Annotated in this window: 11 protein-coding genes; 5 read left to right on the top strand and 6 right to left on the bottom strand. The window is 49.7% G+C overall.

Translation table 11 applies throughout. From position 1 onward, the window contains the following. Positions 1 to 28: 28 nt before the first annotated feature. Positions 29 to 1762: a bifunctional protein-serine/threonine kinase/phosphatase gene (locus BTA51_RS18160; protein WP_094709822.1), complete on the top strand. Its 1734-nt coding sequence runs from the start codon at positions 29 to 31 to the stop codon at positions 1760 to 1762. A gap of 124 nt (positions 1763 to 1886) precedes the next feature. On the opposite strand, the gene BTA51_RS18155 is transcribed toward BTA51_RS18160, so the two are convergent. From BTA51_RS18155 to BTA51_RS18130, 6 genes are all read right to left on the bottom strand, one after another. Next, positions 1887 to 2684, bottom strand: a complete 798-nt coding sequence (locus BTA51_RS18155; RefSeq protein WP_094709820.1) for a PhzF family phenazine biosynthesis protein — start codon at positions 2682 to 2684, stop codon at positions 1887 to 1889. 104 nt (positions 2685 to 2788) lie between these two features. Next, entirely contained in the window at positions 2789 to 3235 is a 447-nt protein-coding gene (locus BTA51_RS18150; protein WP_094709818.1) for a GNAT family N-acetyltransferase, read from the bottom strand. A gap of 24 nt (positions 3236 to 3259) precedes the next feature. After that, positions 3260 to 4027, bottom strand: coding sequence for an amino acid ABC transporter ATP-binding protein (locus tag BTA51_RS18145; RefSeq protein WP_094709816.1), 768 nt, complete (start codon positions 4025 to 4027; stop codon positions 3260 to 3262). 32 nt (positions 4028 to 4059) lie between these two features. Next, entirely contained in the window at positions 4060 to 5154 is a 1095-nt protein-coding gene (locus BTA51_RS18140; RefSeq protein WP_094709814.1) for an amino acid ABC transporter permease, read from the bottom strand. 6 nt (positions 5155 to 5160) lie between these two features. Then, positions 5161 to 6348, bottom strand: a complete 1188-nt coding sequence (locus tag BTA51_RS18135; protein WP_094709812.1) for an amino acid ABC transporter permease — start codon at positions 6346 to 6348, stop codon at positions 5161 to 5163. Between the two features lie 99 nt (positions 6349 to 6447). Beyond that, a complete protein-coding gene (locus BTA51_RS18130) occupies positions 6448 to 7464 on the bottom strand; it encodes an amino acid ABC transporter substrate-binding protein (protein WP_094709810.1) in 1017 nt (338 codons plus the stop codon). 461 nt (positions 7465 to 7925) lie between these two features. On the opposite strand from BTA51_RS18130, the gene BTA51_RS18125 reads away from it, so the two are divergent. The 4 genes from BTA51_RS18125 to glcF all read left to right on the top strand — a co-directional run bounded on the left by BTA51_RS18125 (position 7926) and on the right by glcF (position 12940). Then, entirely contained in the window at positions 7926 to 8798 is an 873-nt protein-coding gene (locus BTA51_RS18125) for a CoA ester lyase (RefSeq protein ID WP_094709808.1), read from the top strand. Between the two features lie 243 nt (positions 8799 to 9041). Further along, a complete protein-coding gene (locus BTA51_RS18120) occupies positions 9042 to 10487 on the top strand; it encodes an FAD-linked oxidase C-terminal domain-containing protein (RefSeq protein WP_094709806.1) in 1446 nt (481 codons plus the stop codon). 87 nt (positions 10488 to 10574) lie between these two features. Continuing rightward, positions 10575 to 11636: a glycolate oxidase subunit GlcE gene (glcE, locus tag BTA51_RS18115; protein ID WP_094709804.1), complete on the top strand. Its 1062-nt coding sequence runs from the start codon at positions 10575 to 10577 to the stop codon at positions 11634 to 11636. 89 nt (positions 11637 to 11725) lie between these two features. Next, on the top strand, positions 11726 to 12940 hold the full coding sequence (gene glcF, locus BTA51_RS18110) for a glycolate oxidase subunit GlcF (RefSeq protein WP_094709802.1): 1215 nt from the start codon (positions 11726 to 11728) through the stop codon (positions 12938 to 12940). The last annotated feature ends 10 nt before the right edge of the window (positions 12941 to 12950 follow it).

Genomic DNA, 12950 nt, shown 5'->3' with positions numbered 1-12950 from the left:
CCAGCGATACAGGAAGCAAGAACAGGTCATGGTCCTAGGAAATGTATTATCTCTTTCTGTCGATCAGTACTCTACCCAGGGAGTAAAGTCCCGTAATGAAGACTGTATCGGTATCCGTGTCCCTGATGCGGAGATGCTTAGCCTGAAGGGAGCCGTGGCACTAATTGCGGACGGGGTCAGCGCTGCTGAAAACGGCAAGGAAGCGGCAGAAACCTGTGTCATTAATTTCCTCAACGATTACTATTCCACTCCCGACTCCTGGTCCGTAAAACAATCTGCCCAAAAGGTGCTGGTTGCGCTTAATCGATGGTTATACGGGCAGGGGCTGCGGGCATTGGACGAGAGCCGTGGCTACGTATGCACATTATCCATATTGGTTCTGAAGTCCACTAAAGCCCATATATTTCATGTGGGCGACAGCCGCATCTATCTGATGCGCGACGGTGTGCTGGATCAATTGACCACTGATCACACCCATAAGATCAATGCTGAACAAAGCTATCTGGCACAGGCTATGGGTTTTTCCGCTCACCTGGAAATTGACTATCGCAGCATTGATCTGGAAGAGGGGGATGTTTTTTTCCTGTCGACCGATGGTGTTCATGACTTTGTATCTGAGCAGGAACTGACCTCCTCACTGGCCAAATTGCCGGGAAAATTTGAAGGGCTGACCCGTTGGATGGTCAATGGAGCCATGAAAAACGGTAGCGATGATAATCTGAGTTGTCAGATTGTGCGTGTGGACAGCCTTGGGTTGCAGAGTGCCAGAGACTATTGCAATGAATTGGGGCTCCTGCCGTTTCCTCCTCCCTTGAGTGTCGGGCAGAGGCTGGATGGCTATGAAGTTAAGCGTATCATTCACGAGAGTCATCGCAGCCAAGCCTATCTGGTTGAGGACGTGGAGAGCGGTGAACGCTCGGTGATGAAGACCCCCTCAGTCAACTTCGAGGACGATCCAGCCTATATTGAGCGTTTCCGTCACGAGGAGTGGATCGCCGCCCGGGTGAACAATCCCCATGTGGTTAAACTGGTCAACCCCAGTGTCGGGCGTTCGGCCATGTATTATCTGACTGAATATATCCCCGGAGTTCCATTGTCCCGATGGATTCGTGACAACACCCGGCCTGATATCAATCGTGTTATCCAGATTGTGGAACAGATCGTTAAAGGGGTGCGGGCGCTTCACCGCAAGGAAACTCTGCACCAGGACATTAAGCCGGACAATCTCCTGATTACCAATGACGACCGGGTGACCTTAATCGACTTCGGCTCCTGCTGGATTCCGGGGATTCAGGAAATCAACGCCCCCCTGGAGCGTGAACATGCGTTGGGAACAGCCTGTTACAGTGCTCCCGAATATGCCTTAGGCAAACGAGGGTCTGTGTTGTCCGAACAGTTCTCTGTTGCCGTGGTGGCCTACGAGATGCTGACAGGAGAGCTTCCTTATGGTGAGGCTTATGAAAAGGCGGCTTCACCGACGGCATTTGCACGACTCAAGTACACTCCTGCCTATCACTATAACCCTTTGGTACCGGTCTGGATGGATGGTGCGTTGAAAAAGGCCCTTCAGTTGGATCCAAGGCGGCGATATGAGAGCTTCTCGGAATGGCTCCATGATATGAAGCGGCCGAACTCTCGGCTGATGCCGGAGCATGCATTGCCACTGGTCGAGAGAAATCCGCTGGTATTCTGGAAAATTACCGCCTTGACGTTGATGGCAACACAGTTATTAACGCTCTGGTGGATACTGCACCGGGGGTAGAGGAGAAGATTCGCAACCGACTTGTTGCTGTCAGATTTCTATCGGGCATGCTAGATCCCAATGTAGGGCAAGGCCAAGTCTCTATCGGGCAAAAAGGGCAATGCCAGGTCCCTATCGGGCAAAATTAGCTTTCACCCGGCACGTGGATGATGCCTTCCAGATAAAGTTTGGCGTTACCCACCAGCATAATATTGGGCCCACGGTAATGGCTTTCCACTTGGCCGCCGCGAGGCGAAAGCTGCTGTGACAAAAGCTCGACTTTACCCAGACGGTCGGACCAGTAAGGCGTCAGGGAACAGTAGGCAGAGCCGGTGACCGAGTCTTCATTGATGCCAACACTGGGAGCAAAAAACCGGGAGACAAAATCTACTTTTCTGCCCGGTGCCGTTACACAGACGCCGAAAGCATTCAACAGTCTTAGAAGCCGGAAATCAGGTTTCAGAGCTTTGATCTGGTCTTCGTTTTCCAATACCACGATGTAGTCGCGGGCTTTGAGTACTTCGACAGGGCTGACGCCTCCCAACGCTTCCAGAAGTGCCTCCGTGGCTTCAGTTTTTTCACCTTTACGGCTGGGCAGCAACATGGAATATCCGCTCTTATGGGGCGTCACCTCAAGTATTCCGCTGCGGGTATGAAATTGGAGCCGCTGACCCTTGAATCCCTCTATTGTATAAAGAATGTAGGCAGTGGCGAGTGTTGCATGACCGCAAAGGTCGACTTCTGCCTCTGGGGTAAACCATCTCAGATCAAAGCCGTTAGTGCGGGGGACATAGAATGCCGTCTCGGAAAGGCAGTTCTCGGCGGCAATGTTGATGAGTGTTCGATCCGGCAGCCAATCATCCAACTGGCAAACGCCCGCTGGATTACCGGAGAAAACTTCACTGGTGAATGCATCAACCTGATAAAAGCGATGTTTGCTCATACGCGCCTGCAACCGAAGTCTCTGACATCTCTTTTTAACTCCAAATGCCGGGTGGATTCAATAGCAAGGCAAATGAAGCGGCCTTTGGTCAGAAAAAATAGTTTTCAATCACCCAAGGTGTATTGAAACCAATGTTGGGTTTTAATCTTGGTGAAACCCAGGTTCTCGTAAAATTTATGGGCGGCTTCCCTGTAAGTTTGCGAGCCTACTCGAATAGTAGTAAGCCCTCGTTGTTTCGTCCAATTCTTGAGTTCGGTGACAAGCCGGCTTCCGATTCCGAAGCCTCTCTTATTTTCGGAAACCACCAGATTTCCTATAACCGCACATCTGCCATTGGTCAGGGATTTGGAAGTGTAAGCCATGGCTACGCCGCATACCTCATTGGCAATTTCTGCCACCAGAAGGGCGCATTCCGGGTCGTGGATCAGGTTTTCAAGGTTAGTTTGCAGAATGCCGGCTTCCATGGGATAGCCGAGTTCGCCGACCAGCAATAGTAAAGCGGCGCCGTCATCGGGCGCCGCTGTTCTGATTGTCACGTCACTGTGAGCCATACTTCAGGCCTTAACGTGCCCGGATCAGTGTTGCAATATCTGGCTGAGGAACAACTGGGTCCGTTCGTTCTGCGGATTATGGAAGAATTCTTCAGGTTCGTTTTCTTCCACAATCTGTCCGGCATCCATGAATATGACCCGGTCTGCGACTGTTTTTGCAAAGCCCATTTCGTGGGTTACGCAAATCATCGTCATGCCGGATTCAGCCAGCTGGACCATGGTATCCAGTACTTCTTTGATCATTTCCGGGTCAAGTGCAGACGTAGGTTCATCGAACAACATGACTTCCGGATTCATACACAGACTGCGAGCAATGGCCACACGCTGTTGCTGACCACCTGAAAGCTGTCCTGGATACTTGTGGGCCTGATGGGGAATCTTAACCCTTTCCAGAAAGCTCATGGCGACTTCTTCCGCCTGCTTCTGAGGCATTTTGCGTACCCAGATTGGAGCGAGGGTACAATTCTGCAATACCGTCAGGTGAGGGAACAGGTTGAAGTGCTGGAATACCATACCGACTTCCCGGCGAACACTATCAATGTTCTTCAGGTCGTTGGTAAGGGGGATGTCCTTCACGATGATGTCCCCGGCCTGGTGTTCTTCCAGGCGGTTGATGCAGCGAATCATGGTGGATTTGCCTGAACCTGAAGGGCCACAGACAACAATACGTTCGCCCTTGTACACGTCCAGGTTGATGTCTTTCAACACGTGGAAGGTGCCGTACCATTTGTTCACATTTTTAAGCTGAATCATCTTGCTGCGGGATTCAGTTGCGTTGCTTTGAGTACTCATAAAAACTCCGCTTTAAATATGTAGCCAGTAGCTTAACGATGGCTAGTGTTCAGTTTGCGTTCCAGGGCCTGGCTGTAGCGGGACATACCGAAACAGAAAATCCAGAACATAAACGCGACGAATATGTAACCTTCGACTGAGAAGCCCAGCCAGTTAGGGTCGTTAAGCGCCGACTGTACAATGGCCAGCAGGTCGAACAGACCGATGATCAACACCAGACTGGTATCTTTGAACAGCGCGATAAAGGTATTCACGATGCCCGGAATCATCAGTTTAAGAGCCTGGGGCAGAATGATCAGGAACATGGTTTTCCAGTAGCTCAAGCCCAAAGCTTGTGCAGCTTCAGTCTGGCCTTTTGGAATCGCCTGCAGACCACCACGAACCACTTCCGCCATATAAGCACTCTGGAACATGATAACCCCGATCATGGCACGCATCAGCTTATCGGTCTCTGCACCAGCGCTCATGAACAACGGCAGCATTACTGAAGCCATGAACAATACGGTGATTAGAGGAACACCACGCCAGAATTCGATGTACACAATACTGATACTTCGAATGACCGGCATGTCCGAGCGACGCCCGAGAGCCAATAATATGCCGATGGGCAGTGATGCCACGATGCCGACAATCGCGATAACCAGCGTCAATGTGAGGCCGCCCCATTTGTGGGTTTCCACCTCTTCAAGGCCGAAAATACCGCCGTTCAGAAGATAGAAGCTGATAATCGGGAAGCCAACCAGAGTGAACAGGGAAATCCAGCCTTTCTTCGGCGTCTTTTCGATCATCAATGCAATGATGCATGCGGCGAAAATGAAGAACATCACATTGATGCGCCAGATTTGCTCTTCAGGAAAGAACCCATAAATAAACTGGCTCAGACGAGCAATGATAAAGACCCAGCAAGCGCCTTCACCACTGCAGTCATCCCTGGTAGAGCCGACAAAGTCCGCATCGAACAGGCCCCAATTTATAAACCAGCTGATCCCGAACAAAATCAAAAAGGCAGCAGCGACTGTCAGTACCGAGTTGATAGGGCCTGTAAACAGGTGGGCACGCATCCAGCCAACCGCACCAATGGTATTCGGGGGAGGTGGCTGATCCGGTAATGGTTTGAATTCACTCATCTCAGACTACCTCTCAATCAGTGCAATACGCTTGTTGTACCAGTTCATCAATGCCGATGTTGTCAGGCTCAAGGTGAGATAGACCCCCATCGTCATGAAGATAATTTCCACTGCCTGACCTGTTTGGTTCAGCGTCGTTCCGGCGAAAACAGACACCAGGTCCGGATAGCCGATTGCCGTGGCCAGAGAAGAGTTCTTGGTCAGGTTGAGATACTGATTCGTCAGAGGTGGAATGATTACGCGCATGGCTTGCGGAATGATGATCAGTCGCAACCGTTGCCCGTTAGTCAGTCCAAGAGCATTTGCTGCTTCACTCTGGCCGTGTGGAACCGCTTCAATACCTGAACGTACAACTTCGGCAATAAATGCAGCAGTGTAGATGGTCAGGGCCAGAAGCAGGGCCATCAGCTCAGGAATAATCGTCATTCCGTTTTGGAAATTAAAGCCTTTCAATTCAGGATACTCCAGGTGCATAGGAGAGCCTGAGATGAAAAAGACGATCAGCGGTAATCCCAAGAGAATGCCGAGAGAAGGGAAGAAGAGAGGGAAGGTTTTACCCGTCGTGAGTTGACGCTTCTTCTCGTATTTCACCATCCCGATAATGATGGCAATCGCCGCAAAAATGGCAATCCAGACTACGCCGAAACCATCTTCTGCAATAGGTTCAGGCATGTACAGGCCACGAACATTGAAGAATATGGAGTCGCCGAGATTCATACTCTCGCGCGGACTTGGCAATGCGCGAAGTACCGCAAAGTACCAGAAGAAAATTTGCAGCAGCAGAGGAATATTACGGAATATCTCAATATACACAGTTGCCAGTTTGGCGATCAGCCAGTTCTTTGACAGCCTTGCAATACCAATAATAAATCCAAGGACGGTTGCCAGAATAATGCCCAGGAATGAAACCAGGACGGTATTCAATAAGCCGACAATAAAGGTCCGGCCATAGGTGTAGGTCTCGTCAAACGGGACCAGGGTCTGAATGATACCAAAGCCGGCAGTGTCGTTTAAAAACGCAAAACCGGTTGTGATACCCCGCGCCTCCATATTCGTCAGCGCATTGTTAATAATATACAGGAAGAAAGCGACGACCGCCCCTACAGCAAGTATCTGGAATATAACCGAACGTACTGCAGGATCGTTCCAAAAACTGGTTTTCGCTTTTCCCTGTTCGTTGAGTTGATTTGCCACTCAGTGATCTCCCCGGGTGATGTCAAAGGAGTTGTATAATTGAGTTTTTGAACAGGTTAAGGGCGCACAGGATGTGCGCCCGAATATCAGGTCGCTTTATTAGCGGATAGGGGGAGCGTACTGCAGACCACCTTTAGTCCACAATGCGTTCAGACCACGAGAGATTCCCAGAGCAGAACCGGAACCAACATTACGCTCGAACATTTCGCCGTAGTTACCTACCTGCTTAACGATGTTGTACGCCCAGGTATCGTCCAGACCAAGGTTTTTGCCTTGTCCTGCTTCAGTACCGAGCAGACGCTGAACGTTAGGGTTAGTGCTTGACTTCATCTGGTCAACATTAGAAGTGGTTACACCCAGCTCTTCAGCGGTAACCAGTGCGAACATGGACCACTTAACGATGTTGAACCACTGATCGTCGCCTTGACGAACAACAGGACCCAGAGGCTCTTTAGAGATAACTTCTGGCAGAACCATGGCTGAATCTGGCTTGGACAGCTTGATGCGCAGAGCATACAGCTGAGACTGGTCAGAAGTCAGAACGTCACAACGACCTGCTTCGAAACCTTGTACAGTTTGGTCAGAGGTATCAAATACGACTGGCTGGTATTTCATGCCCAGCTCACGGAAATAGTCAGCCAGGTTCAACTCAGTGGTGGTACCGGCCTGAATACATACCGCAGCACCGTCGAGTTCTTTAGCGCTTTTCACGCCCAGCTCTTTGCTGACCATGAAGCCTTGACCGTCATAATAGTTAACACCAGCGAAGTTCAGACCCAGTGAACCGTCACGGGTAAGAGTCCAGGTGGTGTTACGTGAAAGCATGTCAACTTCGCCGGATTGCAGAGCGGTAAAACGCTCCTTGGCGTTCAGAGGGATGTATTTAACTTTGCTTGCGTCGCCCAAGGTAGCAGCTGCAACCGCGCGGCAAACATCAACGTCCAATCCTGTCCAGTTACCTTTGTCGTCAGGGTTGGAGAAGCCGGGGAGGCCTGTGCTGACGCCGCATTGTACGAAGCCTTTTTTCTTTACGTCGTCCAAAGTAGCTGCCAAAGAAGCGGTTGAAACCGCTACGAGACCCAGCGCCGCAACAGCGGAAACGAGTTGTTTCTTCATTGTATACCCTCGGTTGGTTGTTTATCGTTCGTTTTTATGACCCGATTTAAGTTAGCACAGTGTTTTTTAGAAAACGAGAACTGTTTGGATAAAAGAAATCGCTGTTTCGGTAATTACTTATGAGGCGCAAAGTTGCGATTCTGTCACATAATGTGTGCTTATAACTTATTGAAAATAAAGAAATAAAAAAGCTTACTTGGCAAAGGTGATAAAAAATTCGTGCTTTAAGTTGGCGCAATTTTTTGCGATCAGGACTCATAGGAGTGCACTTTCGTTTTTCGATGATGTTGGTCTGTCATCTTTGTGTATGAATTATGCTTGTTTATATCTTGCTCAAGTTGTTTGTCATTTGTTCGAAACAGTGTGAGCGATCAGGTCATCCTAATATCTAATGCTTGGCTCTTATATATATAGTGCAAAATGAAGACTTGGAAAAATTTCAGGGATATTTGAGGTGAAATATGTCCATTCGACCACGTCGCTCTGTACTGTATATGTCGGGTGCCAATTCCCGTTCTTTGGAGAAAGCACAAAACCTAAAAGTAGATAGTCTGATTTTTGATCTGGAGGATGCTGTTGCTCCTGAGCAGAAGGTGGTCGCAAGGGAAAAGGTCAGCAATGCTCTCGATAGCTTCGACTATTCTCACCGGGAAAAAGTGATTCGCATTAATACCATCGATAGCGTATGGGGAAAGGCAGATCTGGCCGCGGCGTTGTCATCAAAGGTTGATGCCATCCTGTTACCGAAAGTGGAGTCCGCGGATACGGTGAAAGAGGTGGGGGCCATGATGGATCAGGCGGATCCCAAACGCCGCATTGCTTTATGGGCGATGATTGAAACCCCTCTGGGAGTATTGAATGTTCAGTCAATTGCCACTTCGAGCCCCCGCCTGGATTGTCTGGTAATGGGAACTTCGGACTTGATCAAAGACCTTCATGCCAGATCGACTCAGGACCGTGGTCCTATTTTGGTGTCATTGCATTTATGTTTATTGGCCGCCCGTGCTCATGGCTTGTCTATTCTTGACGGTGTCCATGTGGACTTAAAAGACCTGCCGGGTTTAAAAGCTGTCGCCATGCAGGGCAGAAATATGGGATTTGACGGCAAGACGGTCATTCATCCCAATCAGATCGATATTGTGAATGAAGTATTCTCGCCATCACCGGTTGAAGTGGAGCAGGCAAGACTGATCGTTCGAGCCTGGCAGGAAGCGTTGGACGAAGGTAAGGGAGTATGTGTTGTGAATGGGAAACTGGTAGAGAAACTTCACGTGGATGAAGCCAATCGTATCCTGTCATTGACTCGGGCCATTGCCGGGCAGCAGGATTATTGATCGTTCTACAGATGATTGTTTCACAACGGCTCGCTCCAGAGATGATCGCATCATAGAGCCTATCGTTGATTTCTCGGAGTCGAAGGTTCTGAGCTGAACCTCTGGCTTCGGGAGTAAGTACAGCATCTTTAAATCATCATCATTTTTAAAACACCATCTTTTAAACTTGTCACCATTGCTTCCCGCAGGCCATTATTGTTATCACATAGATAATTAAATAATGAACAGGTAACGGAGCCCTGCATGAAGGACGCTTCCGATATCACTCTTACCAAGCCGCAGATACTGGTCGAGCTGGGTAGAGTGCTCCCCACAAATTGTATTATTGAAGATGAGGAAACGCTCCGCCCATATGAATGTGATGGGTTGTCCGTCTATTGTGAAATGCCGCTTGTCGTGGTGATCCCTGAGACGGTTCAGCAACTGCAGGCAGTCGTAAGGCTGTGTCACCAACATGCGATACCACTGGTAGCCAGAGGGGCGGGTACAGGGTTGTGTGCTGGCGCTATGCCACATGCACAGGGAGTGGTTGTTTCACTTGCCCGCTTTAACCGCATTATTGATATTGATGAAGATGCCCGGACGGCACGAGTACAGCCCGGTGTGCGTAATCTTGCTATCAGTGAAGCGGTTGGAGAATTCGGTCTTTATTATGCACCGGATCCGTCTTCCCAGATTGCCTGTACGATTGGTGGCAATGTGGCGGAAAACTCCGGTGGTGTGCACTGTCTTAAATATGGGCTGACGGTTCACAATGTTCTGGCATTTGACATGTTAACGGCAGAAGGCGACCTCGTAACCATTGGGCACCAAGGATTGGACGGCGCTGGTTTTGACCTGTTGGCTTTGCTCATTGGATCAGAGGGAATGCTGGGTATTGTGACTGAAATCACCGTGAAGTTATTGCCCAGGCCAGAGGTGGCCCAGGTGGTTATGGCCGCATTTGATGACGTGGAAAAAGCAGCAAATGCCGTGGCAGATATTATCGGCGCCGGAATAATTCCCGGGGGGCTTGAGATGATGGACAGTCACGCTATTCGGGCCGCTGAGGAATACTGTCATGCCGGCTATCCTATCGATGCTGAAGCACTACTATTATGTGAGATTGACGGTACGCTTGAAGAAGTTCAGGAACATATACTCCGGGTTGAAAATTTGTTTCGGCAACTCGGGGCGATTGCCGTTCGCACATCCAATAATGAAGAAGAGCGGATGCTTTTATGGAAGGGGCGCAAGTCCGCGTTTCCTGCTGTAGGGCGTATTTCACCTGACTACTATTGCATGGATGGTACGATTCCCCGCAGCCAGCTCTCCAATGTATTAAAGCGTATGAATGAAATGTCTGAGCAATACGGGTTGCGGGTGGCGAACGTATTCCATGCCGGGGATGGGAACCTTCACCCCCTGATTCTGTTTGACGCCAATGTTCCTGGCGAGCTGGAAAAAACAGAAGAGTTCGGAGGCAAAATTCTGGAGCTGTGTGTTGAGGTCGGTGGCTGTATTACGGGAGAGCATGGGGTGGGTGTAGAAAAGCTCAGGCAAATGCATGCTCAGTTTAATGACGAAGAGCTGTCCCAGTTCCATCGCATAAAAGAAGCATTTGATCCCAAGGGAATATTGAATCCCGGTAAGGGGATTCCTGTGTTAAAGCGATGTCAGGAATATCGATCAATTGAAGCGGCGAAGTGATATGTCGGCATCATACTAAGTGTCGATAGAAGGGCAGAACAACCAGAACGGCCAGAGACAAATAATGACGCCGGGTATTCGGAAGCAATGAACAAAGATATTTCTTCAGAGTTAGTGGATCAGGTTTCAGCTGCGAAATCTACTCTGCAACCCCTGAACATTGTGGGTGGCGGCAGTAAAGAATTTCTAGGCAGAGTATCTGAAGGCCAGCCCCTACATATGCGGGAACACTGCGGTATTGTGGACTATTCTCCCTCTGAACTGGTGATGACTGCTCGTGCAGGTACGCCGCTGGTGGACCTGATTGATCTCTTGGACCAGCACCATCAGATGCTGGCCTTCGAGCCACCGTTATATAACGGCCAAGCTACCCTGGGGGGAACCCTGGCAACCAATAGTTCTGGTCCTTCCAGGCCCTGGCGTGGTGCTGTCCGAGATTCGGTATTGGGTATTAGGCTGATTAATGGCGAGGGTCAGCATTTGAGATTTGGTGGCGTCGTCATGAAAAATGTCGCCGGTTACGATTTGTCGCGATTTCAGGCTGGTGCGATGGGATCCCTTGGCGTGATCACTGAAGTCAGTTTTAAAGTATTACCGAAACCGGCTACTGAGAAAACGCTTACCTTTGAGCTTTCGCAAGCTGATGCGATTCAAAAATTAACGCAATGGCAAAAGCAACCCAAACCCATATCGGCTGCAGTGTGGGTTGATGGCGTACTGTCCATTCGCTTGTCCGGTGCTCAGAGAGCTGTCGACGGCACCAGCAGGCAGTGGGGAGGTGAGTTAATGGACGAGAAAGAAGCCACTTTATTCTGGGAATCGATCAGGGAACAGACCCATCGTTTCTTTCATGATAGTCGCCCCTTGTGGCGTTTTTCTGTCAAGTCCTCCCTGGCAGCAACAGGCGATGATGCTATGGTGGATTGGGGGGGCGCTATACGCTGGGTTAGAAGGGAGGCATCTCTACCAAACATGGTGCAACAGGCTATTCCAATGGAGGGACAGGTGAGCCTGTATCGCAATGGTGATCGTGAAGCCGAAGTTTTTGCACCATTGCCGACACCAATGAAACAGCTTCATCAGCAGATAAAAAGGGCAATGGATCCCTACGGCATTTTCAATCCCGGACGGCTATATAGTTGGCTTTAAATAGTAGTTGGCTCTAAATAACAGCAGGCTCTAAATAATAGTTGGCTCTAAATAAAAACAGCTCTGGACAGAATAAAAGACGGCATTGAATGAAAACTGATATTCACGACAAGTACAAAAACACCCCTCAGGGGCGCGAAGCTGAATCGATATTAAGATCGTGTGTTCATTGTGGATTTTGTACAGCGACCTGTCCGACGTATCAGGAATTGAACGATGAACGTGACGGCCCGAGAGGGCGGATATATCTGATCAAACAGTTACTCGAAACTGATCGGGTAAGTGAGAAGACATTAACCCACCTTGATCGATGCCTGACCTGTCGAAGCTGTGAGACCACCTGTCCTTCTGGTGTGGAGTACGGGCACTTATTGGATATCGGTCGGGAAATCATAGAGCAAAAAATAGATCGGCCGCTAAATGAAAGGGTTATGCGGTGGGGGCTGCGTCGAGTACTGCCGAATGAGCCTCTCTTCTCATTATTGCTTAAGATCGGCCAAACGATCAGGCCGATTTTGCCTGATACGATGAGGGAAAAGGTCCCCCCTAAACAGGATCGTCCAGTGTGGCCGATACCTAAACATCCACGCAGGATGATTGCTTTAAAGGGGTGTGTGCAAGGCGCGGCGACTCCTGAGACCAATGCCGCTGCGGCCAGAGTCCTGGATCGACTGGGCATTACGTTGCAGGAGATAGCGGGCGCCGGGTGTTGTGGAGCGGTTAACTATCACCTTGCTGATTCTGGCACAGCGAAAAAGCATGTACGTCATAATATTGATGCCTGGTGGCCTCACGTGGAAGCTGGAGTGGAAGCTCTGGTTATGACGGCCTCAGGTTGTGGTGTGATGGTGAAGGATTATGGCTACATTCTGAAAGACGATGCTGAATATGCGGATAAAGCCAGCCGGATATCGGCCATGACCTATGATCTGAGTGAAATCCTCGCGCACGAAGATATCTCGGCGCTCAAGGTGAAATCAGTTGAGAAAGTGGCGGTTCATTGCCCTTGTACACTTCAGCACGGGCAAAAGCTTCCCCAGGCATTGGAGGATGTTTTCAACCGACTCGGAGTCAGTCTGGCAAAAACCAGGGACAAACACCTCTGCTGTGGATCGGCAGGAACCTATTCAATCCTGCAGCCGGAAATGAGCCAAAAACTTTTGGACAATAAACTCACTGCACTCAGCGTCGATTCACCGGACGTTATTGCGACGGCAAATATCGGATGTCAGCTCCATCTTGCGTCTAAATCCGATGTGCCGGTGAGGCATTGGATTGAATTGGTTGATCACTTTATGTCCTGATCAAGGTGCC

Origin of the sequence: Hahella sp. CCB-MM4 (genome assembly GCF_002260525.1) — a bacterium.
In the GTDB taxonomy this organism is placed as follows: Bacteria; Pseudomonadota; Gammaproteobacteria; order Pseudomonadales; family Oleiphilaceae; genus Hahella.
The sequence above is the reverse complement of the archived record's forward strand: the minus strand, read 5'-3'. Positions and strand labels throughout refer to the sequence as shown.

Excerpts from the sequence above, each read along its gene's own strand:
- BTA51_RS18160 (WP_094709822.1), top strand. The coding sequence starts at position 29 with ATGGTCCTAGGAAATGTATTATCTCTTTCTGTCGATCAGTACTCTACC.
- BTA51_RS18155 (WP_094709820.1), bottom strand. The coding sequence starts at position 2,684 with ATGAGCAAACATCGCTTTTATCAGGTTGATGCATTCACCAGTGAAGTT.
- BTA51_RS18150 (WP_094709818.1), bottom strand. The coding sequence starts at position 3,235 with ATGGCTCACAGTGACGTGACAATCAGAACAGCGGCGCCCGATGACGGC.
- BTA51_RS18145 (WP_094709816.1), bottom strand. The coding sequence starts at position 4,027 with ATGAGTACTCAAAGCAACGCAACTGAATCCCGCAGCAAGATGATTCAG.
- BTA51_RS18140 (WP_094709814.1), bottom strand. The coding sequence starts at position 5,154 with ATGAGTGAATTCAAACCATTACCGGATCAGCCACCTCCCCCGAATACC.
- BTA51_RS18130 (WP_094709810.1), bottom strand. The coding sequence starts at position 7,464 with ATGAAGAAACAACTCGTTTCCGCTGTTGCGGCGCTGGGTCTCGTAGCG.
- BTA51_RS18125 (WP_094709808.1), top strand. The coding sequence starts at position 7,926 with ATGTCCATTCGACCACGTCGCTCTGTACTGTATATGTCGGGTGCCAAT.
- BTA51_RS18120 (WP_094709806.1), top strand. The coding sequence starts at position 9,042 with ATGAAGGACGCTTCCGATATCACTCTTACCAAGCCGCAGATACTGGTC.
- glcE (WP_094709804.1), top strand. The coding sequence starts at position 10,575 with ATGAACAAAGATATTTCTTCAGAGTTAGTGGATCAGGTTTCAGCTGCG.
- glcF (WP_094709802.1), top strand. The coding sequence starts at position 11,726 with ATGAAAACTGATATTCACGACAAGTACAAAAACACCCCTCAGGGGCGC.